The sequence below is a fragment of the Pseudarthrobacter sp. MDT3-1 genome, assembly GCF_054510755.1.
Genome location: NZ_JBTNDX010000028.1, coordinates 1 through 25,927, shown reverse-complemented (window position 1 = coordinate 25,927; position 25,927 = coordinate 1). Strand labels below are relative to the sequence as shown.

Genomic DNA, 25,927 nt, shown 5'->3' with positions numbered 1-25,927 from the left:
TGGACGGTGGACGGTGAACTGATAATTCGGCCTGTAGAGCTGGCAGTGTTTTTTATCCTTGCCCTGGTGGCATTCGGACTTGAAGTGTGGGCTCTGCTGGACTGCGTCAGGCACAAGTCCGCCGCCTTTGAAGCGACCGGAAAACGAACCAAGACCTTCTGGCTGGCACTGACCGGCGGCGCCACCCTGATCGGCGCCATCTCGCTCTTCAGCAGCGGCGGAATCTTCGGCACGCTTGGCCTCTTTGGGCTCGCCGCCGTGGTGGCAGCGTCCATTTACCTCGCAGACGTCCGGCCAGCGGTCAAGGACGCGGGCCGCGGCGGTAGCCGTAATACGGGGCCCTATGGCGGCTGGTGACCACCACTAGACCGACGGCGCCACAGCGTCCCAGGCCACCGTTAGTTCGCCCAGGCGCCACCGCGACGGGCCGTCCTGAACCGGCCACCCGCCGTCGGACAGTGCCCTGCACATGGCGTGCCAGCGCTGCCTGCTGCCGAATGACGCCAGCGGCGCCGACTCCAGCCAGGCCCGGTCCATGGCCTGCATCAACCGGTGGACAGGCTCTCCCGGAACGTTGCGGTGGATCAGCGCCTTCGGCAGCCGCTCGGCAATTTCCGATGGTAGGTCAAAGCTGCCGAACCGCACGGACATGCTCAGTGACAACGGCCGCTCGGCGTCGAGGGCAACCCACGTCACCCGCCGCCCGATTTCATCGCAGGTACCGTCGATAAAGAGCCCGCCGGGGGCGAGCCGGCCCTGGACCAGCCGCCAGATCCCCGCCACATCGGCCTCTTCGTACTGTCGCAGGACGTTGAAGGCGCGGACCAGCACGGGGTGCCCGGGCAGCGGCAATTCGAAACCGCCCACCTGAAAGCTCAGCCCCGGCCGCTCGAGCGCCTTGGCGATCCGGACGCGCTCCGGCTCGATTTCGATTCCGCACACGCGGACATCCGGCCGCACTGCGCGGAGACGTTCAAAGAGTTCGACGGCGGTGGCCGGCGTTGCGCCGTAGCCTAGGTCAACCACGAGGGGGTCTTCGGCAGCGCGCAGGCGCCAGGCCTGGGGGCCGGTGAGCCAGCGGTCCACCCGCCGCATCCGGTTGGGATTGGTGGTGCCCCGTGTGACGTTTCCGACCGGCCTGCCGCTCCGGCCATGGGGAGCGCTCACGCGTTCAGCTTTTTGCACCACTGCCCAACCCTATCCTTGTAACGCAGGGCCCTTGTAACGCAAGGCGGGCGGCGCCGTGCCTCGGCTAGGATAAAAATCATGACTTACAAGCTGATTCTGCTGCGCCACGGCCACAGCGAATGGAACGCCAAGAACCTGTTCACCGGCTGGGTGGACGTTGACCTCAACGACCAGGGCCGCGAGGAAGCAGCACGCGGCGGCGAGCTCCTGGTTGAGAACGATCTTCTCCCGGATGTCCTCTACACCTCGCTCCTGAAGCGGGCCATCAACACGGCCAACATTTCCCTGGACAAGGCCGACCGCGGCTGGATCCCCGTCAAGCGGGACTGGCGCCTGAACGAACGCCACTACGGTGCCCTGCAGGGCAAGGACAAGGCACAGACCCTGGCCGAATACGGTGAGGAGCAGTTCATGGAGTGGCGCCGGTCCTACGACACCCCGCCGCCGCCCCTGGCCGACGACTCCGAGTTCTCCCAGGCCCGCGACCCCCGTTACGCGGACCTCGGCGACGCACTGCCCCGCACCGAGTGCCTCAAGGATGTCCTGGTCCGCCTGCTTCCCTATTGGGAGTCGGACATCAAGGAAGACCTCAAAACCGGCAAGACCGTCCTGGTCACCGCCCACGGCAACTCGCTGCGCGCCCTGGTCAAGCACCTGGACGGCATCAGCGACGACGCCATCGCCAGCCTGAACATCCCCACGGGCATCCCGCTGGTCTACGACCTGGACGAGGACTTCCAGCCGATCAAGCCGGGCGGCACCTACCTGGACCCGGACGCCGCTGCGGAAGCCATCCTGGCAGTGGCGAACCAGGGCAAGAAATAAAGCAGTAGTTAACGTTCAACGGCGGGCCGGTCACCTGAGGTGACCGGCCCGCCGTCGTATGTGGTTTAGGGAGCGGCTAGAAGCCCTGCCCCTGCCATTCGCCGGTGACGAGGTAGGTGACCTTGCGGGCCACGGACACGCCGTGGTCAGCGAACCGTTCGAAGTAGCGGCTGGCCAGGGCCACGTCAACGGTGGTGGCGGGGGACTCGGCCCAGTCCGGGGCGGCGATCGCCTTGAACACGCTCAGGTGGAGATCGTCGATGGTGTTGTTGGCCTTGTGGATGTCGCGGGCCACTTCGAGGTCCCGGGATTCCAGCAGGACAATAAGTTTGTCGGCGATGAGTTGGTCCTGCTCGGCCATTTTGTTGAACGTTTCCGTCATGGATGCAGGGATCACGGTGGACGGGAAACGCAGCCGGGCCAGCTGGGCAATGTGGCGGGCCAGGTCCCCCATCCGCTCCAGGGAAGCGCTCATGCGCAGGGAGCCCACGATCATCCGCAGATCGCTGGCCACCGGCCCCTGCAGGGCGAGGATGTCGATAGCGCGCTCATCCAGGCTGGTCTGCAAAAAGTCGATACGGGCGTCCGCGGCGATGACGTCCTCGGCCAGATCAACGTCGGCAACCCGGAAGGACGTCGAGGCCTTCGCCAATGCCTCGCTGACCAACCGCGAAATCTCCACCAGCTGCTCACCCACCTGGGTCAGCTCTTCCTGAAAAACCTTACGCACGTGGGCGTCCTTTCTTTGGAACTCCGCCCCTCGGGTGGCAGACGGAACTCATGTCGCCATTCGGCACTCCAACATATAACTTTGTCAGCGTGCGGTAAACGATTAGTCGGTTGTAGATGAACGTTAGCTGAACCGTCCCCGTAATGGGCCATGACGCACCGTCTCGACAGGAACCACGGCCTAAGCTGGAGTTGTGGATCCTATGCTCATCGGTGTCATCGCCGGCCTGGTCGGCCTGTCGCTCGGCACCTTTGGCGTGCTCGCCTTCAGGATCAGTGAAAAGCAGCGAAAGCTTGTTGACGTCGACGTGGACGAACTCGCTTTGCCGGCCGGCGCCGCGGAAGTGCTGGCCGTCGTCGGACGGGCTTTTGTGGTGGTTGACGCGGTGGACGGCGTGGTGCGCGCCAGCCCGGCAGCCTATGCATACGGACTGGTGCGCGGCCACACGGTGGTCCACAAAGAACTTCTGGACATGACGGCCGGTGTGCGGCGCGACGGCGTGATCCTGGAAAAACGGCTTGAGCTGCAGCGGGGTCCGCTGGGCCACGGCACCATCATCGTGCAGGTCCGGGCGGCCATGCTCGGCGAGGAATATATCGTGCTTCTGGCCGACGACCGCACCGAAATTACCCGCACGGAAGAGATCCGCAACGACTTCGTGGCCAACGTGTCCCACGAGCTGAAGACCCCGGTGGGCGCAATTTCCCTGCTGGCCGAGGCACTGGAGTCCTCGGCCGACGACGAACAAGCAGTCCGCCGGTTCGCCAAGCGCATGCACAAGGAGTCAAGCCGGCTGGCCGCCCTGGTCCAGGACATCATCGAGCTGTCTCGCCTCCAAGGTGCCAGCGTGTCCCAAGAGGGCAAGGCCGTGGACATCAACGCGGTCATCACTGAAGCGGTGGACCGTTCCCAGCTCCCCGCTGAAAGCAAGAACATCCGGATCGTGGTGGGGGAGCGGGTTAAGGCCACCGTCTTTGGTGACCGGGACCTGCTGGTTACCGCCCTGCGTAACCTGATCGACAACGCCATCCGCTACTCCCCGGAGAACACCAGGGTGGGCGTGGGCGTCCGGTCAAAGGACGGGCTGATCGCAGTGTCGGTCACGGATCAGGGCGAGGGGCTGACCCCGGAGGACCAGGAGCGCGTGTTTGAGCGCTTCTACCGGGTGGATGCGGCGCGTTCGCGCCACACTGGCGGAACGGGCCTGGGCCTTAGCATCGTCAAACACGTTGCCTCCAACCACGGCGGTGAAGTGACATTGTGGTCACGGCCCGGCCAGGGTTCCACTTTCACCCTGCGGCTGCCTGAGATGGAAAGCCAGGACGCACCGGATACCGCAGGTGTCAAAGAACCAGCCGTACCCGTGCGCAGAAAAGAACGCGGTGTACATGAGCAAGGAGCTAGCGCTTGAGCAGGATTTTGATTGTCGAAGACGAAGAATCGTTCAGTGATCCGTTGTCCTATCTACTGGGCAAGGAGGGGTTCGAGGTAGAAGTGGTGGACAACGGCCTCGACGCCATCACCGAATTCGACCGGAACGGGGCGGACCTGGTGCTGCTGGACCTGCAGCTCCCCGGCCTGTCGGGCACCGAGGTCTGCCGCCAGCTGCGGCAGCGCTCCAGCGTTCCGGTCATCATGCTGACGGCCAAGGACTCAGAGATTGACAAGGTGGTTGGCCTGGAGCTGGGCGCTGACGACTACGTCACCAAGCCCTACTCCTCCCGCGAGCTGGTGGCCCGCGTCCGGGCCGTACTCCGCCGGCAAGGTGAACCTGAGGAACTGATCTCGGCCACAGTCCAGGCCGGCCCTGTCCGGATGGACATCGAACGGCATGTGGTCAGCGTGGATGGCCAGCAGGTCCTCTTGCCGCTGAAGGAGTTCGAGCTGCTGGAAATGCTGCTGCGCAACTCCGGCCGCGTACTCACCCGCGGCCAGCTGATCGACCGGGTCTGGGGTTCGGACTACGTGGGGGACACCAAAACCCTGGACGTGCATGTCAAGCGGCTGCGCGGCAAGATCGAGCCCGACCCGTCCATACCGCGTTTCCTGGTAACCGTCCGCGGCCTGGGCTACAAGTTCGAGCCGTAGGCCTCTCCGCCGTATGGCACGCCGGGCATCAGGCGCACCAGACTTCAAGTGCACAAAAGGAGGGGCTCCCCGTGGGGAGCCCCTCCTTTTGTGCTTTGCTGCTGCTTAGTGGGCCGCACCAGTGCCGGTGGCCGACGGCGACGGGCTGGGTGTGGCGGATCCGGTCGGTTCGCTGCCGGCCGGCAGGTACTCCTTGTACTCCGCGAGGGAACCATCCAGGACAGGCACGCGGACAGTCTTGCTCACGTTGGTGCCGTCTTCGGTGATCTTCACATCGACGAGGGAGCCGGCGATGCCGCCGCTCGTGCTGAGGATGGCTTCATCCGTGGAGTCGTTGAGCAGGGTGTAGGAGTTGGCTTTCACCGGCACCTGCGTCTGTGAACCCTCGGCCCCGTTGACCGTGAGCTTGACGTCCTGGGAAGAGGAGTTGTAAACGGCGCCGAGCAGGCGGCCGGGCTTGTCTGCGCCGGCGGAGACAACCAGCATGTTTCGCAGCTGCAGCGGACCCAGGTCGGCGCGGATACCGTCCGACGCCGCGTACTGGTGAGAAGTCTGCTGGGGGTTGATGTAGCCACAGCCGGTCATCGTCGCCAGGGCGAGGGCCAGGGAACCTGCCGCCAGTGCCAGTTTGCCGCCCTGGGCCCGGTTCATCGCAGTGAAACGCACGTCACGTACTCCTCGAGAGTCTTGAAACATTATTCAGCCATAGCCTAGCGGCAAACCGGGCCAAACGAGGATTCCGCACGGTCATATTGCCCTTGGCAGCAGGCCGCACATGCACTATTATCTGCATTCGTCAAGGGGGCGAAGGGGTCTATTCTGCCCATTTTCCGCGTATTTCCGGGGTTCCGGGGCCGGTTCGAGGCCAGTCATATGCCTGAATCGTGATAAACTGGTCTGCGGGAAAGGGGAATGTCCACATGGTATTTGAGGTCGGCGAGACAGTAGTTTACCCTCACCACGGTGCTGCAAAAATTGAAGAAATCAAGATGCGCACTGTCAAGGGCGAAGAGAAAATGTATCTCAAGCTCAAGGTGGCTCAGGGTGATCTGACCATTGAAGTTCCAGCAGAGAACGTTGACCTTGTTGGGGTCCGTGACGTAGTGGGCAAGGAAGGTCTGGAGCACGTATTTGATGTTCTCCGGGCTGAGTTCACTGAAGAACCCACCAACTGGTCGCGCAGATACAAGGCAAATCTGGAGAAGCTTGCTTCCGGTGACGTCATCAAGGTAGCAGAGGTTGTTCGCGACCTCTGGCGCCGCGATCACGATCGGGGCCTTTCCGCAGGTGAGAAGCGCATGCTGGCCAAGGCCCGTCAGATTCTGATTTCAGAACTTGCACTGGCTGAAAAGACTGATGAAGAGAAGGCTGCAAGCGTTCTCGACGAGGTCCTGGCTTCCTAAGAATTGAGCCCCGGGGGTACGCAAGTGCCTCCGGGGTTTCTTTTTGCCCTTTTTCGGTCCAGCCCTCAGCGGCAGGCGCGTCGCGCAGGTGGGATTAGGCACGCCGGGCAGGCGGGCACGTAGGCTGGACCGCATGAACAACGGACTTCCCCGCCCCGTCACCGCCGTCGTCATTGTGGCCGCAGGTTCCGGTGAGCGGCTGGGTTACGGCATGCCCAAGGCGCGCGTGCCGCTGGGGAGTGACGCCATACTTACGCATGCCCTCCGGGGCGTCGCTGCCGCCGGCGTCGCACGGCAGATCTGTGTTGCCCTGCCGCCCGGCGATACGGTCCTGCAGGAATTGTGCGCGGCCTTCGCCGAGGAACTCCGGGCGGGGCACGATGCCAACCAGGAGAACCCGCTTCCCGTGCTGACAACGGTCGACGGCGGTGCCACCCGTGCCGCTTCCGTCCGGTCGGCGTTGGCGGCCTTGCTGGACGGCACCGAAGCTGTGCTGGTCCACGACGCCGCCAGGGCGCTGACGCCCGAGTATGTCTTCCACCGTGTCGTCGATTCCCTGGCTGCCGGCGCCGTTGCAGTGATTCCTGCCGTACCGGTGGTGGATACGGTGAAGATGGTTACCCCCACGACCGGTGACGACAGCAGCATCGCTCCGGAACTCGTGACCGGGACCGCGCCGCGGGAGGAGCTCCGTTCGGTCCAGACGCCCCAAGGGTTCCGCCTGTCCACACTGATCCAGGCCCATCAGGCAGCGGCGGACTTTGACGAGAAACAGGCTGCCGCGGTCACCGACGACGCCATGCTGGTGGAACTCCTGGGAGTTCCCGTGCACGCCGTCCATGGCTCCACACAGTCATTGAAAATCACCACGCCGCTGGACCTGATCATTGCCGAGGGGCTGCTGGAAGGCCCGCTGGGCATCCGCTGGGTGGAGGGTTAGGCATGAGTGAAGCCAAGATGATCCTGCCGCGCACGGGTATCGGTCTGGATGTCCATGCGTACGCGTCCCCTGACCTTCCCCGTCCGCTCTGGCTGGGCGGGCTGTTCTGGGAAGGCGAGCGTGGACTGGCCGGGCATTCGGACGGGGACCCGGTGGCCCACGCCGCCGCTGACGCCCTGTTCTCGGCCGCCGGCATCGGGGACCTCGGCACGCATTTCGGCACCGACCGTCCGGAGTTCGCTGGAGCCTCCGGCGTCACGCTCCTGACCGAGGCGGCGAGGATTGTCCGTGCGGCTGGCTTTGAGATCGGCAACGTGGCAGTGCAGTTCGTGGCTACGCGGCCCAAATTCGGCCCGCGGCGGGAAGAGTCCCAACGCGTGCTGAGCGAGGCGGCAGGGGCGCCGGTCAGTGTCACGGCCACCACCAGCGACGGACTCGGTTTCACCGGCAGGGGCGAGGGGATTTCCGCCGTCGCCACCGCTTTGGTCTATCCGGTGATTCAACCCAGCGCTGTTCAGGCCGGATAACGCGCGGGGGCCGGCACACAGGCCTTTTCCGCTAATCTGGAGCGGTGACTCTCCGCTTCTATGACACCGCGTCCGCCGAAGTCAGTGACTTCGTTCCCCTCGTCCCCGGAAAAGCGAGCCTGTACTACTGCGGAGCCACCGTGCAGGGCATGCCGCACGTAGGCCACATCCGCTCGGCGATCGCCTTTGACCAGCTCACCCGCTGGCTCGAGTACCGGGGGCTGCGGGTCACCGCGGTCCGCAACGTCACGGACATCGACGACAAGATCCTCGCCAAGTCTGCCGAATCGTTCAGCCCGGACTTCGAAGCCGGACCGGACGCTGTCCGCGCGGAGGAATGGTGGGCCCTGGCCTACCGCTACGAGCAGGCGTTCCTGCAGGCCTACGACACGCTCGGCGTTTCCCGGCCCACTTATGAGCCACGGGCAACCGGCCATATCCCCGAAATGCATGAGCTGATCCAGCAGCTGATCGACCGGGGCCACGCCTACCCGGCGCTGGACGATTCCGGCGACGTCTACTTCGACGTGCGGTCCTGGGACAAGTACGGGTCACTGACGCGCCAGAACATTGACGACATGCAGGGCGCCCCGGACGCGGATCCCCGCGGCAAGAAGGACCCCCGCGACTTTGCGCTGTGGAAGGGCTCCAAAGAAGGAGAGCCGACGACGGCGAGCTGGGCCTCGCCCTGGGGCGCCGGACGTCCGGGCTGGCACCTGGAATGCTCCGCCATGGTCACCAAGTACCTCGGCACCGAATTTGATATCCATGGCGGCGGACTGGACCTGCGCTTCCCGCACCACGAAAACGAAATGGCGCAGTCCCAGGCCGCAGGGCACGGGTTCGCCAACTTCTGGATGCACAACGGCATGGTCACGTACCAGGGCGAGAAAATGTCCAAGTCCATCGGCAACACCATAAGCCCTTCGGAGATGCTGGACATCGCGTCGCCGCGGGTGGTCCGCTACTACCTCGGGCAGGCCCACTACCGCTCAGTGCTGGACTACCGCCCCACATCGCTCGACGAGGCCGCGGCCGCCGTCGAACGCATTGACGGCTTCATCAGCCGCGCCGTTCGGGCCCTCGCTGCCGGTGGGAACTACACCTTCGCCACCTATGGCAAGGTTCCCGAGGCGTTCGAGAACGCCATGGATGACGATCTCAACGTGCCGCAGGCCCTCGCCGTGGTCCACGAAACAGTCCGTGCCGGCAACACTGCCTTGACGGAGGGGAAGCTGGAGGACGCACAGCAGGCGCTGCACAGCGTGCATGACATGCTGCGGGTCCTGGGCCTGAATGCGGTGGCGTCCGGCCCGGCGTCGGACACCCGGGAATCGGCCGCCCTCGACGTCCTGGTGGAAGCCCAGCTTGCTGCCCGCACCCAGGCCCGGGCCGCCAAGGACTGGGCTGCCTCTGACGCCATCCGCGACACGCTGAAGGCGGCCGGCGTCGTCGTCGAAGATGGCCCAAACGGCGCTACCTGGAGCCTGCAACGGGACTGAACGGGCGATTTTACTTGATTCAGTAGACTGGTAAGCAGACTCAGTCAAACAATCAAGGGTGGAAAATCATGGCCAACAACGGTCGCCGGTCGGTCAAAGCAAAGAAGGGGCCAACCATCGGAACCGGTGGTCATGGCCGTAAGGCCCTGGAAGGCAAGGGTCCCACGCCCAAGGCGGAGGACCGCCCGTACCACAAGGCGCACAAGAGCAAGCAGCTTGCCGAACGTTCGGCCGCCAAGCGCGGCACGGGTGCCCGCAGCGCCGGCGCCTCCCGCACGGGTCCTAAGGGCCGCGCCACCGAGGAAGTCGTCACCGGCCGTAACTCCGTGGTGGAAGCCCTCCGCGCCGGGATCCCCGCGAAGGCCCTGCACATCGCCATCCGGATTGAAATGGATGACCGGGTCAAGGAGTCGCTGAAGATCGCCGCCGAACGCGGAATCCCGCTGCTCGAGACCGGCAAGCCCGAACTTGACCGCATGACGGATGACGCCATCCACCAGGGCCTGGTCCTGCAGATCCCGCCGTACGAGTACCAGGACGCTTATGACCTGGCCGAGGAAACCGTGGACCGCTGGAAGAAGGGCCACGTATCCAACGCCCCGCTGTTCGTTGCCCTGGACGGCATCACGGACCCCCGCAACCTTGGTGCCATCATCCGCTCCGTCTCGGCCTTCAGCGGCCACGGCGTCGTCGTCCCGGAACGCCGCTCCGTGGGCGTCACAGCCTCGGCCTGGAAGACCAGCGCCGGCGCTGCCGTGCGTGTTCCGGTGGCACGCGCCGCGAACCTGAACAGTGCCCTGAAGCAGTTCAAGAACATGGGCATCTTTGTCCTGGGGCTCGACGGCGACGGCGACGTTTCGTTGCCTGACCTCACCCTGGCCGCCGAGCCCGTCTGCATTGTGGTCGGTTCCGAGGGCAAGGGCCTGAGCCGCCTGGTCCGCGAAAACTGCGACCAGATCGTCTCCATCCCGATTAACTCCGCCATGGAATCGCTCAACGCCTCCATGGCCGTTGGCATCTCCCTGTACGAAATCTCGAGGCAGCGCGCCGTCAAGTAGTCCTCGGTGCGGGAGGCGGCACGGCAGCGGGGTCGCCGCCGCGACCGCTTTGCCGTCGCTTAGACACCTCCCGTTGCCTCATTCGGCCGCGGGCGGCCTTCTTCGGCTCTGGTCGGCGATGCGCTCCCTGGCAAAACGGCCGCAACGGCTGTATCGTCGTCCTGCCAAACGCTCTCTCACCTTTGGTGGGTTTAACAGAAACGTGTTATGTCTCAAGACATCGGTGACAGTTCTGCCTCAACACATCGGTGACAGTTCCGCGGGTTTTGGTGGTGACACTTCCCGGGTGTTAACGGTTTACTGAGCGGCCCGTGGCGGCGGCAAAGAATGACGGGTGAACAAGAATGAGCCTGTCAACGCCCGTATCCGCCTCGCCATCGCCCAGTGGCCTGATGACGCACCACGCGGCGCTGTCAGCACGTTCTGCGCCGAGCACGACATCACCCGCAAGACGTTCTATGCGATCCGGGCCAGGGCGCGTGACGAGGGTCAAGCCGCGGCGCTGGAGCCGCGCTCACGCCGCCCAAAAATCTCTCCAACCCGGCTCTCCGAGGACCTGAAGCAAGAGGCGCTGAAGGTGCGTGCGGCCCTGGAGTCCTCCGGTCTGGATCACGGGCCGATCAGCGTGCACGACAAGATGGTGTCCCTGGGGATGCACGCACCCTCGCCTGCTTCGCTGGCTCGGATCTTCCGGGAAAAGAACGTTGCCCGGTCCGAGCCGACGAAGAAACCCCGGGCCTCGTACCGCAGGTTCGTCTACCCGGCCCCGAACGCGTGCTGGCAACTGGACGCGACCGAGTACGTGCTGACCGGTGGGCGTAAGTGCGTGATCTTCCAGCTGCAGGATGATCATTCCCGCCTCGCTGTCGCCTCCCACGTGGCCTCCGGTGAAACCAGCCAGGCGGCCCTGGCGGTCGTGAAAAAGGGCATCGCCTCCCATGGGGTGCCGCAACGATTGCTCACCGACAACGGGGCTGCTCTCAACCCCTCACGCCGTGGAGTCGAAGGTCAACTGGTCACCTACGTGACCTCGCTCGGGGTCAAGGCGATCACCGGCAAACCATACAAACCAACCACGCAGGGGAAGAACGAACGGTTCCACCAGACTCTGTTCCGGTGGCTGGACAAGCAACCCCTCGCGGCAACACATCACGAGTTGCAGGAGATGGTTGACCGGTTTGACCTGATCTACAACACCGAACGCCCGCACCAGGGGCTGCCCGGGCGCATCACTCCACGGCAGTCATGGGACGCCACGGCCGTCGCCGATGCGCCCAGGCCGCAACCAATCGCGGTTCATCATGAAGCCAACGCACCCGCGCCGGTGGATCCGGGCCTTGTCGAACCGGTGGTGGATGCCGGAACGGAAGCGCCGGATCCCAGCACCACGAACGGTCTGCAAACGGAAACCGATCTCGAAACCAGTGCGATCGAGAAAATCACCGGCAGCATTTCTCACCCGGCAGCCACCGGTAGCCAGAAGCTCCGGGTCTATTCCAACGGCGTCGTCAATATTGGCAGGACCCTGTTCTCCTTGACCAAGCGGATGGGCGGACGAACCGTCGTTGCTGTCTGGGACCAGGAGGGTGTCATGTTCGCCAACACCGAAGGCGAGGTCATCGCGGAATACGCGTGGCCATCAGAAGGCACCGGATACCTCGGGATCAGCAAGTCCCTCACCCGGTTCCGCAGGTAGCGCGTGAAAGGTGAACCGTCACCGATGTGCTGAGACACCAAATGTCACCGAAGTCGTGAGGCAGAACTGTCACCGATGTCCTGAGAGATCACAGGTTTAACAGAAACGCTCTCCCACCGGTCAACTTAAACTGGTGAGAGAGCGTTTCTGTTTAAGGCGCGAAAACTGCGAGAGCGTTGGACTGCGGTGGGTCCGGGTGACGTCATAAAAGCGCCGGTGCAGCTCAACAGCCGTTGGCCGCTACCATGGACGTGATGGTCATGCCGCTTTTCGATACCGCTTCCACCAGGGATGCCTCTTCGGCATATCCGCTAGGTGTCAGCGTCCCGCGCCCGGGATCGGGAGCGGATTACGGCGTGCAGTCCAGCGCCAACGTCGCCGTGTACGCCCCGGCCGTGGAGAACCTTGAGATTGCCTACAAGGCCCCGGGCAGCGAGTGGCATCTGCAGACCCTGCCCAATGTCACGCACGGCGTGCACCATGGAATTGTTGAGGATTTCCCGTACGGATCGCTGTACGGTTTCCGTGCCACGTCCAAGGCGGACCCGTTGCCGCTGGCGGTCCCCATCGTGGACCTGGACGACGACGGCGGGCAGCCTCTTTTGCTCGATCCTTACGGCCGGGCGGTGGACCAGCGGGAGGGTTTCCTGACGAGCGTCCGGATGGCCGGCGATTTTGACTGGGGCACCGACGAACGTCCCCGGACGCAGTGGCGGAACACCATCATCTACGAGGCTCATGTCCGCGGCCAGAGCATGCTGCATCCCGATGTCCCCGAGGAGCTGCGTGGCACCTACGCCGGAATGGCTCATCCGGCCATCATCGAGCATTTCAAGAGCCTGGGCATTACCGCTGTCCAGCTGCTCCCGGTGCACTTCCACCTCGATGAGCTGCACCTGCAGAACCTCGGCCTGACCAACTACTGGGGCTACAACACGGCCGCGTTTTTCGCACCGCACGCAGCCTATGCGACGCAGGCGGCGCGGGATGCCGGACCGCACGCCGTCCAGGACGAGTTCAAGGGAATGGTCAAGCTGCTCCACGCGGCAGGGCTGGAAGTGATTCTCGACGTCGTCTACAACCACACTGCCGAGGGCGGCCCGGACGGCCAGGCCATTAGCTTCCGCGGACTCGGTGAGGACACGTACTACAGAACGGATAGCCACGGGAAGTACATCGACACTACGGGCTGCGGCAACAGCCTGAATTTCGGCCAGCCCAGGGTGGTCCAGTTGGTGCTGGATTCCCTCCGGTATTGGGTGGACGAATTCCACATCGACGGCTTCCGTTTCGACCTGGCCGTGACGCTCTGCCGGAACGCGGACAACGAGTTTGATCCCCGCCACCCGTTCCTGGTGGCTGTGGCCGCCGATCCCGTGTTGTCTGACGTAAAACTGATCGCCGAGCCCTGGGACGTCGGCTATGGCGGCTGGCAGACGGGACGGTTCCCGGGCGGCTGGGTTGACTGGAACGACCACTTCAGGGACGGCGTCCGCTCCTTCTGGCTTGCCGACCGGGCGGCCATCGAAGCCGGCGGGCAGGGCGGGTCCGTGGCGCGGCTGGCTGATGCCCTGTCCGGGTCTGCCGGGCTCTTTGAAGCGTCGGGCCGTTCCAGGCTGGCGTCGGTCAACCTCATCACGGCACACGACGGCTTCACGCTCAACGACCTTGTGTCCTACGACCGAAAACACAACGAGGCGAACGGCGAGCAGAACCGGGACGGGCACGGGGACAACCGCAGCTACAACCACGGTTTCGAAGGCCGGAGCGAGGACGAGAGCATCCTGGCGCAGCGGTCGCAGTCCCGACGGAACCTCATGGCGTCCCTGTTGATTTCGCTCGGTGTGCCCATGATCACCGCCGGCGACGAGCTGGCACGCACGCAGCAGGGAAACAACAACGCCTATTGCCAGGACAACCCACTGGCATGGCTCGACTGGACGCGTACGCCGGAATCCGCAGAGATGCTCCGCAGCACAAAGCGCTACGTCCGGCTGCGCAAGGAGTTCCTGGCAAGCCAACCCCATGATTTTCCCTCTCGGGATGAGCAGTCCTATATCTACTGGTTTGATCACGCCGGACAACCCATGTCCATGGATCAGTGGAATGATCCCCGGCACCGGGTCATGCAGCTCCTGCTTGGCTCGGACGACGGCACGCTGGCGGGCCTCGTAGTGGTCAACGGCAGCGGCTCCGACGTGAACATCACCCTTCCGGAACTCAAGAACGACGACGGAACGCCCCGCAGGATGTTCGAACTCCGGCTGACAACGTCGCCGCTTCACGAGCTTCGACAGGGCAGCCGCGTGGCGTCCGGCGAGACGGACAGCATCGAGGCGAACTCGATTAACATCTACCGCACGTAACTGCGGAGGGGACCAAAATTGCGCAACCGCTCCATTGCCCTGCTGCTGACCGGGCTGCTGGCCATAGCGGCGTTCGCTTTCGGCGGCCCCGGGCTCCTTGAGACTCTAACGGGAAGTACGACGCCGGCAGCCAGTTCCAGCGCGGCCCCGGTCCCGGGCGCTCCCGTCCAGGGTCCTGCGGAGGTTCCGGCCCCGGCGGTAGTCCCCGCCAACCCGTCCGGGTTGCCCGCGATCAAGGAATCCCTGCTGCCGGCCGAAGCGCGGACTACCCTCGCTGCCATCCGTGCCGGCGGCCCCTACGGCTACAGCCAGGACAACAAGACGTTCGGCAACTTCGAGCGCATTCTCCCGCGGCAGGGCTCAGGCTATTACCGCGAGTACACCGTGCCCACCCCGGGTGAATCCGACCGGGGAGCCCGCCGCATCGTCACCGGCGCCGAGGGCGAGAAATACTACACGCAGGACCACTACGACTCGTTCAAATTCATCGCAGAAGGCGGCTGAACACCCTCATGAAAATTTACTCCGCCGACACCTGGACCATCGAAGAACTTCAGGAACAGGTTGCCGACGACGGCCGCCGCAGCCTGGTGGTCCCCGCCGCCGACAGCAAGAAGGCTGTCCTGGAAACCTTCGGCGGAGTGCTTGCCTTTCCTGAACATTACGGCGTGAACATGGACGCCCTGAACGACTCCCTGCACGATTTCGCGGACAGCATCGGCGAGAACGGTAGCGCGCCGGTCACAATCCTTTGGCAGGTGGCCGCGGCGTTCCGGGGGGACAGGTCCTTCGGGATCATCTGCGAGGTCCTCCAGGATGCCGAAAGCTACGCCGGCCGTGACCTCGCGGTCACGGCCGTCCTCCTGTAACTAACGTCGACAACCGCCGCGCAGTTGCCACAAAACGAACGCCGGATATCTGGAAACGGATCAGGCGTTGACGATCAGCCCCAGCTCCGCCTTGGAAGCCAATGCCTCGTGCCGTGGCAGGACGCGGACGGTGTAGCCAAAGGGACCGGAGCGGTCGATGACCAGCGAGCCGCTGAACAGGTGGCGCCCCTCGCCCAGGTCCTCTTTCGAGTTCAACTCCATCAGGGTGACGTCCGCCAGGGTGTCGCTTTCCTCGGCACGGCCATAAGCCACCTCCACGGACACGTCCTCCGGTGAGAGGGTGTGCAGCGCGATGTAGGCGTTCACCTGCAGGGTGTCCCCGATCTGCGGGTCCTCGGAAACGCCCACGGAGTCCACATGTTCGACGTGCAGCAGAGGCCACGCCGAACGTACCTTGGCAGTCCATGCCGCCAGCACACGGGCCTGGGCGTAGGAGTTGGCAACGGCCCTGCGTCCGGCCTCGGCGGCGGGCCGGTAGAGCACGTTGACGTAGTCGTGCAGCATGCGCTCCGCGGAAACGGCCGGTCCCAGATGGGACAACGTGTGCTTGATCATTGACACCCAGTGCGTCGGGACTTTCTCGGTGCCCGTGGTGGACGGTCCGGCAGCACCGGCGCTGTCAGACACCGTGTTCCCGTAGAAGCGTGGCGCCACCTGGGTTTCCAGGAGTTCATACAGTGCCGCGGCCTCGATGTCGTCCCGCTCTTCGGGGGACGCGTCATTGTTGGCGGTGGGGATCGCCCAGCCGTTCTCGCCGTCGTACATTTCATCCCACCAGCCGTCCATCACAGAAAGGTTCAGCGAACCGTTGATGGCGGCCTTCATGCCCGACGTACCGCAGGCCTCCAGGGGGCGGAGCGGGTTGTTGAGCCACACGTCGCAGCCCGGGAACAGCGTCCTGGCCATTGCGATGTCGTAGTTCGGCAGGAAGGCGATGCGGTGGCGGACCTCGGGGTCGTCCGTGAAGCGGACCAGGTCCTGGATCATCTTCTTCCCGGCATCATCTGCCGGGTGGGACTTGCCGGCGATCACCAGTTGGATCGGGTGTTCCGGATGCAGCAGCAGCGCCTTGAGCCGGTCCGGCTCGCGAAGCATCAGCGTCAGGCGCTTGTAGGTGGGGACGCGCCGGGCGAAGCCGATGGTCAGCACGTCGGGGTCCAGGACGTTGTCGGTCCAGCCCAGCTCGGCGTCGGCGGCGCCGCGCTTCTTCCACGCAGCCCGGAGCCGGCGGCGTACGTCCTCCACCAACGCTGTGCGCATTTCACGGCGCAGCGCCCAGACGTCGGCATCGCTGACGTTGTAGGCAAGGTCCCAGCGGCCCAGGGCTTCGGCCTCGGTGCCGAACTGTTCCCTCGCGAGCTGGGAGATGCGCCCGTCGACCCACGTGGGCACGTGCACGCCGTTGGTGACGGACGTGATGGGCACCTCGGAGTGGTCGAACCCGGGCCACAGGGCCGAGAACATCCCGCGGGATACCTCGCCGTGGAGCTTGGCGACGCCGTTGGCCCGCTGTGCCAGCCGGAGTCCCATCACCGCCATGTTGAAGACTGACGGGTTGCCGTCGGCGTAGTTTTCCCGGCCCAGTTCCAGGATCCGGTCCACGGGTACCGCGGGCGCAAGCCCGGCCTGGAAGAAGTGGTGGATCTGGGAAATCTCGAAACGGTCGATGCCGGCCGGAACGGGAGTGTGGGTGGTGAAGACCGTGGACGCCCGGCCGGCGGCGAGGGCTTCGTCGAAGCTGAGGGCGGCGTCGCCGGCCATCAGTTCCTGGATGCGCTCAATCCCCAGGAAGCCGGCATGGCCCTCGTTGGTGTGGAACACCTCGGGCGCGGCGGTTCCGGTGAGCTGCTGGTACGCGCGCAGCGCCTTGACTCCGCCCATGCCCAGCAGGAGCTCCTGCTGCAGCCGGTGGTCTCCGCCGCCGCCGTAGAGGCGGTCGGTGATGCCGCGCGCGGCGTCGTCGTTGCCGGGAACGTTGGAGTCCAGCAGCAAGAGGGGAACGCGTCCGACGTCGGCACGCCAGATGTGTGCCAGCAGCCGGCGCCCGTTGGGGAGCGGGAGTGAGATCTGCAAAGGCCGGCCGTTGCCGTCGGCGGACGGTTCACGAAGCAGAGTGAGGGGGAGGCCGTCAGGGTCGAGTACCGGGTACGTTTCCTGCTGCCAGGCGTCGCGGGAGAGTGACTGCTTGAAGTAACCAGCCTGGTACAGCAGGCCAACGCCGATCAGGGGCACACCCAGGTCCGAGGCGGCCTTGAGGTGGTCGCCGGCCAGGATGCCCAGGCCGCCGGAGTACTGCGGCAGGACTTCGGTGATGCCAAATTCGGGGGAGAAGTACGCGATGGCGGCCGGGGCATCCTCGCCCAGGCTCTGGTACCAGCGGGGCTGCTCAAGGTACCGGTCAAGGTCCTCGGCGGCGGCGCGGACCTGGTTCACTACCGAGGGGTCGGCGGCGAGGCGCTGGAACTCTTCGCGGCTGACCCGGCCCAGGAAACTGACGGGATCCTGGCCGGATTCCTCCCAGATGCGGCGGTTCAGGCCAGCGAAAAGTTCACGGGTGGGCCGGTGCCAGGACCAGCGGAGGTTGGTGGCCAACAGGGCCAGCGGCCTGATGGGTTCCGGGAGGACTGTTCTGACGGTAAATCTGCGGATTGCCTTCACCTGCGCCACACTAACCGACAACATCAACGTCTGGAACTGCTTTGGCTTTCTTTTAGGTAAATGACAGTTGGCGTGGCGGATAAGTCGAATCGCCGCGACAAAAAGCAGCGCAGGCTTAGCAATCTGGACCATTTCTCGCTAACGTCGAGCCTGTGACGACTAACTCAGTAACCCCTGCCGCCTCAAAGAAAAAGCCGAAAGGCCAAATCACCGACGGGCTAAGAATTGGCCGTTTTCCGATCACTGCAGTGCAGCCTGTGGTGGAGAGTGGGAAGTATCCTGCCAAGGCCCTGCCGGGGGAGGGAATTGTGGTGGGCGCCACGGCCTTCCGGGAGGGGCATGACCAACTGGGTGTCAGCGCGGTCCTCCTGGATCCCCGCGGGAAGGAACGCCAGCGCGTCAGGCTGGCGCCGCCCAGGGGGGAACGCGGCCTCGGTACCGACCGCTGGGAGGGCATCCTCACGCCGTCGGCCGTTGGAAACTGGACGTTTTTCATCGAGGCCTGGCACGACCGCTACGGAACCTGGCACCACAACGCCGAAGTCAAGGTGGCGGCAGGCATCGACGTTGAGCTGATGCTCGCCGAAGGATCGGCGCTGCTCTCGGAGGCGGCCGCCGACGCCTCCCGCAATGCGTCGGACCGGCGTACCCTGCGCATGGCGTCTTCCATTCTGGGCAACGGGTCCCTCACCGATGAGGAGCGTCTGGCAGCCGGCTTCGGCGCGGACGTCGCCGCCGTGGTGGACCGCCAGCCGATCCGCGAACTGATCACCGTTTCCGAGCAGTTCCCGCTGCTGGTGGAGCGCGATCTCGCAGGCCGTGGAGCCTGGTACGAATTCTTCCCCCGGTCCGAAGGCGCCGTCAGGGACGCCACCACCGGGGCATGGACGTCCGGGAATTTCAGGACCGCGGCGAAGCGGCTGGACGCGGTGGCGGAAATGGGCTTCGACGTTCTCTATATGCCGCCGATCCACCCCATCGGTATCCAGCACCGAAAGGGCCCCAACAACACCCTGATTGCCGGCCCGCATGATCCCGGCTCGCCCTGGGCCATCGGCGCCAAGGAGGGCGGCCACGACGCCATCCACCCGGAACTGGGCACGTTCGAGGACTTCGACGCCTTTGTTGCCCGCGCCAACGAACTGGGCCTGGAAGTCGCCCTGGACCTGGCGCTGCAGGCCGCGCCGGACCACCCCTGGGTGCAGTCCAACCCGGAATGGTTCACTACCCGGGTTGACGGGAGCATCGCGTACGCGGAAAACCCGCCCAAGAAATACCAGGACATTTTCCCGCTCAATTTCGACAATGATCCGGAAGGGCTTGCGAAGGAAATCCTGCGGGTCGTGTTGCTGTGGGTCAGCCATGGCGTGAAGATCTTCCGGGTGGATAATCCGCACACCAAACCGGTGTGGTTCTGGGAATGGCTCATTGGCCAGGTCAACAAGAAGACCCCTGGCGTAGTGTTCCTCGCGGAAGCGTTCACGCGCCCTGCCATGATGCACGCCCTGGGCCGGGCGGGCTTCCAGCAGTCCTACACCTACTTCACGTGGCGGAACACCAAAAAGGAAATCGAAACCTACTTCACGGAGGTCAGCCACGAGTCGCCGGCGTACTTCCGGCCCAACTTTTTTGTCAACACGCCGGACATCCTCACGGAATACCTGCAGTTCGGCGGTCCGGCGGCGTTCAAGATCCGCGCCGCATTGGCCGCCACCGCCAGCCCCCTGTGGGGCGTTTATGCCGGCTACGAACTTTATGAGCATGTTGCCCGCCCCGGCGCGGAAGAGTACATCGACAACGAGAAATTCGAATACAAAGCCCGTGACTGGGACGCTGCCGCTGCCTCAGGCCGGACCCTGGCGCCGTACTTGACCAGGCTCAACGCAATCAGGCACAACCACCCGGCGCTGCTGGACCTGCAGAATCTCACGGTCCACCACAGCACCGACGACGCCACGGTGGTGTACTCCAAGCACAAGACCCTGCCGGACGGCACCAAGGACACCATCATTGTGGTGGTCAACGTTGATCCGCACGCCATCAGGGAGAGCACCATTTCACTGGATCTGGCTGCGCTGGAACTGGACCCCGAGGATCTGTCGCCCAACGGCGGGTTCCGGGTGGATGACCTCATTTCCGGTGAATCCTGGGAATGGGGCGAATACAACTACGTTCGCCTGGACGCGCACGTTGAACCCGCCCACATCCTGAGCGTGAGGAGATTGCATCAGTGAGCTTTAACCCGCAGAGTTCCAGCCAGCATTTCACCCCCAAGAGCACCTTTGAGCTGAACGCCCCTGGCCTGGCCCACGATCCGCTCTGGTATCGGAAAGCTGTGTTCTATGAGGTGCTGGTGCGGGCCTTCGCGGATGCGAACGGCGACGGTTCGGGCGACTTCTCCGGCCTGATCGACCGGCTGGACTACCTACAGTGGCTTGGCGTGGACTGCCTGTGGCTGCCGCCGTTCTTCCAGTCGCCGCTGCGTGACGGCGGCTATGACATTTCGGACTACAACTCCGTCCTGGATGAGTTCGGGACCATCAGCGACTTCAAGCGGCTCGTGGCCGAGTCCCATGCCCGCGGCGTCCGGGTCATCATTGACCTGCCGCTGAACCACACCTCGGACCAGCACCCCTGGTTCCAGGAATCGCGCAAGGACCCGGACGGTCCCTTTGGCGACTTTTACGTGTGGAGCGACACTGACGAGAAGTACCAGGACGCCCGCATCATCTTCGTGGACACGGAGGAGTCCAACTGGACCTTCGACCCCATCCGCCGGCAGTTCTTCTGGCACCGCTTCTTCAGCCACCAGCCTGACCTGAACTTTGAGAACCCCAAGGTCATCGAAGCGCTCTTTGACGTGGTCCGTTTCTGGCTGGACCAGGGCATCGACGGTTTCCGGGCGGACGCCATCCCGTACCTCTTCGAGGAAGAGGGGACCAACTGCGAAAACCTGCCGGCCACCCATGACTTCCTGCGCAAGCTGCGGGCCATGGTGGATGAAGGCTACCCGGGCCGCGTCATCATCGCCGAGGCCAACCAGCCGCCCAACGAGGTGGTGGAGTACTTCGGAACAGCGGAAGAGCCCGAATGCCATATGGCCTTCCATTTCCCCATCATGCCGCGCCTCTACTACGCCCTGCGGGACCAGAAGGCCGCTCCGATCATCGAGACCATGCATGACACCCCGGAGATCCCCGAAGGGGCGCAGTGGGGAACGTTCCTGCGCAACCACGATGAACTGACGCTGGAGATGGTCACGGCCGACGAGCGTGCGGCGATGCTGGGCTGGTATGCCCCGGACCCCCGGATGCGCGCCAACATCGGGATCCGGCGCCGGCTTGCACCGTTGCTGGATAATTCCCGGGCCGAGATCGAACTGATCAATGCCCTGCTGCTGTCACTGCCTGGCAGCCCGTTCCTGTACTACGGGGACGAGATCGGCATGGGGGACAATATCTGGCTCGATGACCGCGATGCTGTGCGCACCCCCATGCAGTGGAACCCGGACCGTAACGCAGGATTCTCCAACGCTGATCCCGGCAAGCTCTACCTGCCGGTCATCCAGTCGCTGGTGTACAGCTACGGCATGGCCAATGTGGAAGCCGAGGCCGCCCACTCCGGTTCCCTGCTCCGCTGGACCCGGCAGATCCTCAGCGTCCGCAAGAACCACCCTGCCTTCGGGCTGGGCGCGTTCAAACATGTCGAAGCCGACCACGACGCCGTGGTGGCGTATCTTCGCGAACTGTCGGATGACAACACTGCAGGGCTGCCCGGCGAAACCATTCTGTGCGCCTTCAACCTTTCGCAGCACCCCGTCGCGGCAAAACTGCGGATTCCGCAGTTTGCCGGCCGCGGGCTGCGCGATGTGTTCGGGGGTCAGCCGTTCCCCGGGATCGACGACGACGGATCACTGACGCTGACCCTGGGAAGCCATGATTTCTTCTGGCTACGGGTCCGCTCGGCGACGTCCAATCCAGCCTCCCCGTACACGCAGGCACTGCCCATCCTGTCCATCGAGAACTGACATGGCCCAGCCCACCCTCACAGCCCCACTAAGCGCCGTCCTCCGCGAATGGCTTCCGCGCCAGCGGTGGTTCCCCGTGAAGACAGCCGATTTTTCGCTGGAACAGGCAGGCAGCCTGAGCCTTGAAGATGCCGCCGGGCAGGCCCGGCTGGAGATCTTCCTGCTGGCTGTTTCCTCCCGGACGGCCGACGGCGGTCTCCGGACTGACGTGGTCCAGGTCCCGCTGAGTTACCGGGCAAGTCCGCTTGCCGGAGCGGAGCGGGCACTGGTAGGCCAGGCTCCCGAGGCCGGCATGGCCTGGATCTACGACGCCGTTCACGATCCATCCTTTGTGTCCTCCTGGCTGGAGCTGATCCGGTCCGAAGCGGGCTCGAACACGGGCTCGGCGACGGGCCACCGCACCCGGTCGGAGCACCGACTGCCTACCGCCCACGGAATGGTCAAAGTCCTGTCCGGCGAGCAGTCCAACAGCTCTGTCATTGTTGACGACGGCGAGTCCGCGGCGATCGTGAAATTCTTCCGTGTCCTCTCCGAAGGGATCAACCCTGAGGTCGAGGTAGGGGCGGCACTGACGGCCCAGGGCACCTTCGAGGTTCCGGCCACGCTGGGGTGGGTCCGCGGGGAATGGCAAGCGCCGGCGTCATCGGGGCTCCCGGCACAGGAGCCATCGCAGGGCGAGCTTGCCGTAGCCCACGAATTCCTCGCCGGCGGCCGCGATGCCTGGCGCCTTGCCGTGGATGCCGCGCGCACCGGTGCTGATTTCACCGCCGAGGCGCATGCCCTGGGCGCTGCCACAGCCACAGTCCACCGGCGGCTGGCGGAAGCACTCGGCACAGCGGTTGAACCGGCCCCGGGTCAGCTCATTGCGCCAGGAGTAGCCCAGCGGGTCCGGCAGGCATGGGCGGAAGCCAGTGCCGCCGTCGGGCCTTACGACGACGCGCTAGGGGCTCTGCTTGGCGAGCTCGACGGCGTGCCCGCAGGGCCGCTGCAGCGGATCCACGGCGATCTCCACCTCGGCCAGATCCTGCAGGTCCCCGGCCACGGCGGCCAGCCCGGCCGGTGGGCCATCCTTGATTTTGAAGGTGAGCCACTGCGGCCCATCGCCGAACGCAACTTCCCCGATGTTCCGCTCCGGGACGTGGTGGGAATGCTGCGTTCCTTCGACTATGCGGCAGGCGCGGCGGAACGCGAATATCAGGGTGCGCGCGTTCCGGCGTCCTGGGTCGATGATTGCGCGGACGCGTTCCTTGCCGGCTATGCCGCAGTCACACCCGGCACCATCGACCGGACTTCACCGCTCTTTGTGGCATTGTGGCTGGACAAGGCCCTTTATGAAGTCGTATATGAATTGCGGAACAGACCTGACTGGCTGGCCATTCCAACGAATGCGTCCAGGCGGCTCCTCAGCGTTAAAGGCTCCGGCGATCAGGCCGGAGCAGCATCGGAAGGTATGAAAATGACAGGCTCAGCACGTACAGACCGGCCCCGGGTGCCTCTTCACGTGGACCCGGACACGTTGGCCCGCGTGGCGAACGGCGAACACCACGCGCCGCACTCAGTGCTCGGCGCCCACCTGGACGACCACGGCCATGTGACGGTCCGAACGCTTAAGCACCTCGCGGAGGCAGTCAGCGTGGTGACTGCCGTGGGCTCAGTGCCCATGACCCACGAAAACAACGGGGTATGGGTGGCAGTCCTCGAACCGCTGCAGGCCGGCCACGTCCCCGACTACCGGCTGGAAGTCACCTACGCCGGTGCCGCGCCCCTGACGGTGGATGAGCCGTACCGTTACCTGCCCACCGTGGGTGAAGTGGACCTGCACCTGATCGGCGAGGGCAGGCACGAGAAGCTCTGGGAAGTCCTGGGCGCGCACGTCCAGCACTACAAGTCCTCCCTCGGCGATGTTGACGGCGTCTCCTTTGCCGTCTGGGCACCGAACGCGCAGGCGGTCCGCGTCAAAGGTGACTTCAACGCCTGGGACGGCCGCGAAAATTCGCTCCGCTCGCTGGGATCCTCGGGCGTGTGGGAAGTCTTCCTTCCCGGCGTTTTAGCAGGGGCGTGCTACAAATTCGAGATCAAGTCCAAGAGCGGGCACTGGGTCGAAAAGGCGGACCCCTTGGCCTTCGGCACCGAAGTCCCGCCGCTGACGGCGTCCCGGGTGGTGGAACCGTCCTACGTTTTCAAGGACGCCGAATGGATGGCGGCACGCGCCCAGCGTGACCCGCACAATTCGGCGATGAGCGCCTACGAGGTCCACCTCGGATCCTGGCGCCTTGGCCTGGGCTACCGCGAGCTCGCCAAAGAGTTGGTGGACTACGTCAAGTGGCTGGGCTTCACGCACGTTGAGTTCATGCCCGTGGCCGAACATCCCTTCGGCGGCTCCTGGGGCTACCAGGTGACGTCCTACTTTGCGCCGACGTCGCGCTTTGGCCATCCGGACGAATTCCGGTACCTGGTGGATTCCCTGCACCAGGCCGGAATCGGCGTGCTGCTGGACTGGGTTCCGGCGCACTTCCCCAAGGATGCCTGGGCGCTGGCTCAGTTCGACGGCGAACCCCTGTACGAGCACGCCGACCCGAACCTGGGCGAGCACCCCGACTGGGGAACGCTGATCTTCGACTTCGGCCGCACCGAGGTGCGGAACTTCCTGGTGTCCAACGCGCTGTACTGGCTTGATGAGTTCCACATCGACGGACTCCGGGTTGATGCGGTGGCCTCGATGCTGTACCTGGACTATTCGCGCGAAGACGGGCAGTGGTCGCCCAACCGCTTTGGCGGACGCGAGAACCTGGAAGCCATTTCCTTCCTCCAGGAAGTCAACGCCACCGTCTACAAGACCCACCCGGGCGCGGTGATGATCGCCGAAGAGTCCACGGCTTTCCCCGGTGTCACCGCCCCCACAAGCCACGGCGGCCTGGGCTTCGGGCTCAAGTGGAACATGGGCTGGATGCACGACTCCCTTAAGTACGCCTCCGAGGACCCGATCAACCGGAAGTGGCACCACGGTACGTTGACGTTCTCGATGGTCTACGCGTTCACCGAGAACTTCCTGCTCCCCATCAGCCACGACGAAGTAGTGCACGGCAAGGGCTCCATGCTCCGGAAGATGCCGGGGGACCGCTGGCAGCAGCTGGCCAACCTGCGCGCCTTCTTTGCCTACCAGTGGGCGCACCCGGGCAAGCAGCTCATTTTTATGGGCACCGAATTCGGCCAGGAGGCTGAATGGTCCGAGCAGCATGGACTGGACTGGTACCTGGCCGACATTCCGGCGCACCGCGGATTGCAGCTCCTCACCAAGGACCTCAACGAGCTCTACAGCTCGACGCCGGCCCTCTACGCTCGGGACAACGAGCCCGGTGGTTTCCAGTGGATCAACGGTGGGGACGCCGACCGCAATGTCCTGACGTTTGTCCGCTGGGACAAGGACGGCAATCCGTTGGTGTGCGCCGTTAACTTCTCCGGCGGGCCGCATGTGGGCTATGTCCTCGGCGTTCCCGCTGCCGGGGCCTGGACCGAAGTGCTCAACACTGATGCTGCGGCCTACGGCGGTTCAGGTGTTTTGAATGGCGGCGAGCTGATTGCCCTGGACGAAGGGCTTGATGGCCAGCCGGCATCGTTGACCGTGACGCTGCCGCCCCTGGGTGCGGCGTACTTCAAACCCGTTCCCTTGGCGGCCGGCGGACCGAAAAGTGTGAACCCGCTCTCTTAAGTGCGCGGCGAAGAGCCCGGAATTCCTTGAGATTCCGGGCTTTTTGCCGCCCTCAGGGTGGGGGTTCAGGGGGCTGTTCGGGGCTTGGTTGGCCATCCCGGCAAAGTGGTGGTAGAGTTTATTTCCGCGCTGCTCCACGGAGTCAGACCGAAAAAACCGACACGAAAGCCTCAGGCTGAGAACGTCGCGGATGCCGGTTTGACAAGAGTGAGACCAGCGGGTAAGTTTGAAAAGTTGCTCCGGAGCGATCCACGGCCGATATGTTGGTTGTGGTGGTGCCGGGTGTGTCTGTTGTTTGAGAACTCAATAGTGTGCCAAGT

The 25,927-nt window shown here is 64.5% G+C and carries 20 protein-coding genes; 16 read left to right on the top strand and 4 right to left on the bottom strand.

The genetic code is table 11. The features are described from left to right. Positions 1–6: 6 nt before the first annotated feature. Entirely contained in the window at positions 7–357 is a 351-nt protein-coding gene (locus ACX80X_RS17750) for a DUF2516 family protein (RefSeq protein ID WP_056342490.1), read from the top strand. A 6-nt stretch (positions 358–363) separates the two neighbouring features. Here the strand turns inward: ACX80X_RS17750 and ACX80X_RS17745 are convergent, their stop codons facing one another. Next, entirely contained in the window at positions 364–1,188 is an 825-nt protein-coding gene (locus ACX80X_RS17745; RefSeq protein WP_252610855.1) for a class I SAM-dependent methyltransferase, read from the bottom strand. Between the two features lie 78 nt (positions 1,189–1,266). On the opposite strand from ACX80X_RS17745, the gene ACX80X_RS17740 reads away from it, so the two are divergent. Continuing rightward, positions 1,267–2,013 (top strand): phosphoglyceromutase, encoded by a 747-nt coding sequence (locus ACX80X_RS17740; RefSeq protein ID WP_252599713.1) that lies wholly within the window; start codon positions 1,267–1,269, stop codon positions 2,011–2,013. A gap of 76 nt (positions 2,014–2,089) precedes the next feature. Here ACX80X_RS17740 and phoU read toward each other — a convergent pair whose 3' ends face one another. Beyond that, positions 2,090–2,743, bottom strand: coding sequence for a phosphate signaling complex protein PhoU (phoU, locus tag ACX80X_RS17735; RefSeq protein ID WP_252599712.1), 654 nt, complete (start codon positions 2,741–2,743; stop codon positions 2,090–2,092). Positions 2,744–2,945: 202 nt separating this feature from the next. Here phoU and ACX80X_RS17730 point away from each other — a divergent pair, with 202 nt between their 5' ends. Both ACX80X_RS17730 and ACX80X_RS17725 read left to right on the top strand, forming a co-directional pair. Continuing rightward, entirely contained in the window at positions 2,946–4,154 is a 1,209-nt protein-coding gene (locus tag ACX80X_RS17730; RefSeq protein WP_252599827.1) for a sensor histidine kinase, read from the top strand. Beyond that, positions 4,151–4,831, top strand: a complete 681-nt coding sequence (locus ACX80X_RS17725; RefSeq protein ID WP_056342479.1) for a response regulator transcription factor — start codon at positions 4,151–4,153, stop codon at positions 4,829–4,831. Before ACX80X_RS17730 ends, ACX80X_RS17725 begins: the two co-directional genes overlap by 4 nt. A gap of 105 nt (positions 4,832–4,936) precedes the next feature. Here the strand turns inward: ACX80X_RS17725 and ACX80X_RS17720 are convergent, their stop codons facing one another. Further along, positions 4,937–5,482, bottom strand: coding sequence for a hypothetical protein (locus ACX80X_RS17720; RefSeq protein WP_252599826.1), 546 nt, complete (start codon positions 5,480–5,482; stop codon positions 4,937–4,939). A 269-nt stretch (positions 5,483–5,751) separates the two neighbouring features. On the opposite strand from ACX80X_RS17720, the gene ACX80X_RS17715 reads away from it, so the two are divergent. The 9 genes from ACX80X_RS17715 to ACX80X_RS17675 all read left to right on the top strand — a co-directional run bounded on the left by ACX80X_RS17715 (position 5,752) and on the right by ACX80X_RS17675 (position 15,192). Further along, positions 5,752–6,234: a CarD family transcriptional regulator gene (locus ACX80X_RS17715; protein WP_026266570.1), complete on the top strand. Its 483-nt coding sequence runs from the start codon at positions 5,752–5,754 to the stop codon at positions 6,232–6,234. A gap of 133 nt (positions 6,235–6,367) precedes the next feature. Next, positions 6,368–7,174 (top strand): 2-C-methyl-D-erythritol 4-phosphate cytidylyltransferase, encoded by an 807-nt coding sequence (ispD, locus tag ACX80X_RS17710; protein WP_104063333.1) that lies wholly within the window; start codon positions 6,368–6,370, stop codon positions 7,172–7,174. Between the two features lie 2 nt (positions 7,175–7,176). Then, positions 7,177–7,701: a 2-C-methyl-D-erythritol 2,4-cyclodiphosphate synthase gene (gene ispF, locus ACX80X_RS17705; protein ID WP_252599710.1), complete on the top strand. Its 525-nt coding sequence runs from the start codon at positions 7,177–7,179 to the stop codon at positions 7,699–7,701. Positions 7,702–7,745: 44 nt separating this feature from the next. Then, positions 7,746–9,203, top strand: a complete 1,458-nt coding sequence (cysS, locus tag ACX80X_RS17700) for a cysteine--tRNA ligase (protein WP_459312894.1) — start codon at positions 7,746–7,748, stop codon at positions 9,201–9,203. Between the two features lie 68 nt (positions 9,204–9,271). Then, on the top strand, positions 9,272–10,261 hold the full coding sequence (gene rlmB / locus ACX80X_RS17695; RefSeq protein ID WP_252599708.1) for a 23S rRNA (guanosine(2251)-2'-O)-methyltransferase RlmB: 990 nt from the start codon (positions 9,272–9,274) through the stop codon (positions 10,259–10,261). A gap of 334 nt (positions 10,262–10,595) precedes the next feature. Further along, positions 10,596–11,957 carry an integrase core domain-containing protein gene (locus ACX80X_RS17690; protein ID WP_459312892.1) on the top strand — a complete coding sequence of 454 codons (1,362 nt, stop codon included), beginning with the start codon at positions 10,596–10,598 and terminating at the stop codon, positions 11,955–11,957. 254 nt (positions 11,958–12,211) lie between these two features. Then, entirely contained in the window at positions 12,212–14,323 is a 2,112-nt protein-coding gene (glgX, locus tag ACX80X_RS17685; protein ID WP_459312890.1) for a glycogen debranching protein GlgX, read from the top strand. Positions 14,324–14,341: 18 nt separating this feature from the next. Continuing rightward, a complete protein-coding gene (locus ACX80X_RS17680) occupies positions 14,342–14,827 on the top strand; it encodes a guanyl-specific ribonuclease (protein ID WP_459312888.1) in 486 nt (161 codons plus the stop codon). 8 nt (positions 14,828–14,835) lie between these two features. Further along, entirely contained in the window at positions 14,836–15,192 is a 357-nt protein-coding gene (locus ACX80X_RS17675; RefSeq protein ID WP_252599705.1) for a barstar family protein, read from the top strand. Between the two features lie 60 nt (positions 15,193–15,252). Here ACX80X_RS17675 and glgP read toward each other — a convergent pair whose 3' ends face one another. After that, entirely contained in the window at positions 15,253–17,871 is a 2,619-nt protein-coding gene (gene glgP, locus ACX80X_RS17670) for an alpha-glucan family phosphorylase (protein ID WP_252599704.1), read from the bottom strand. A 152-nt stretch (positions 17,872–18,023) separates the two neighbouring features. On the opposite strand from glgP, the gene ACX80X_RS17665 reads away from it, so the two are divergent. From ACX80X_RS17665 to ACX80X_RS17655, 3 genes are read left to right on the top strand one after another with little or no spacing between them, the layout of a single operon-like run. Continuing rightward, positions 18,024–20,105, top strand: coding sequence for an alpha-1,4-glucan--maltose-1-phosphate maltosyltransferase (locus tag ACX80X_RS17665; RefSeq protein ID WP_308293042.1), 2,082 nt, complete (start codon positions 18,024–18,026; stop codon positions 20,103–20,105). Beyond that, positions 20,102–21,898 carry a maltose alpha-D-glucosyltransferase gene (gene treS, locus ACX80X_RS17660; protein WP_252567160.1) on the top strand — a complete coding sequence of 599 codons (1,797 nt, stop codon included), beginning with the start codon at positions 20,102–20,104 and terminating at the stop codon, positions 21,896–21,898. The genes ACX80X_RS17665 and treS overlap by 4 nt, the downstream gene beginning before the upstream one ends. 1 nt (position 21,899) lies before the next feature. Beyond that, positions 21,900–25,607 carry a 1,4-alpha-glucan branching enzyme gene (locus tag ACX80X_RS17655; RefSeq protein ID WP_252599703.1) on the top strand — a complete coding sequence of 1,236 codons (3,708 nt, stop codon included), beginning with the start codon at positions 21,900–21,902 and terminating at the stop codon, positions 25,605–25,607. The last annotated feature ends 320 nt before the right edge of the window (positions 25,608–25,927 follow it).

Coding starts and splice junctions, on each gene's coding strand:
- ACX80X_RS17730 (WP_252599827.1), top strand. CDS start 2,946: ATGCTCATCGGTGTCATCGCCGGCCTGGTCGGCCTGTCGCTCGGCACC.
- ACX80X_RS17740 (WP_252599713.1), top strand. CDS start 1,267: ATGACTTACAAGCTGATTCTGCTGCGCCACGGCCACAGCGAATGGAAC.
- ACX80X_RS17720 (WP_252599826.1), bottom strand. CDS start 5,482: ATGAACCGGGCCCAGGGCGGCAAACTGGCACTGGCGGCAGGTTCCCTG.
- ACX80X_RS17675 (WP_252599705.1), top strand. CDS start 14,836: ATGAAAATTTACTCCGCCGACACCTGGACCATCGAAGAACTTCAGGAA.
- ACX80X_RS17655 (WP_252599703.1), top strand. CDS start 21,900: ATGGCCCAGCCCACCCTCACAGCCCCACTAAGCGCCGTCCTCCGCGAA.
- rlmB (WP_252599708.1), top strand. CDS start 9,272: ATGGCCAACAACGGTCGCCGGTCGGTCAAAGCAAAGAAGGGGCCAACC.
- ispD (WP_104063333.1), top strand. CDS start 6,368: ATGAACAACGGACTTCCCCGCCCCGTCACCGCCGTCGTCATTGTGGCC.
- ACX80X_RS17715 (WP_026266570.1), top strand. CDS start 5,752: ATGGTATTTGAGGTCGGCGAGACAGTAGTTTACCCTCACCACGGTGCT.
- glgX (WP_459312890.1), top strand. CDS start 12,212: ATGGTCATGCCGCTTTTCGATACCGCTTCCACCAGGGATGCCTCTTCG.
- ispF (WP_252599710.1), top strand. CDS start 7,177: ATGAGTGAAGCCAAGATGATCCTGCCGCGCACGGGTATCGGTCTGGAT.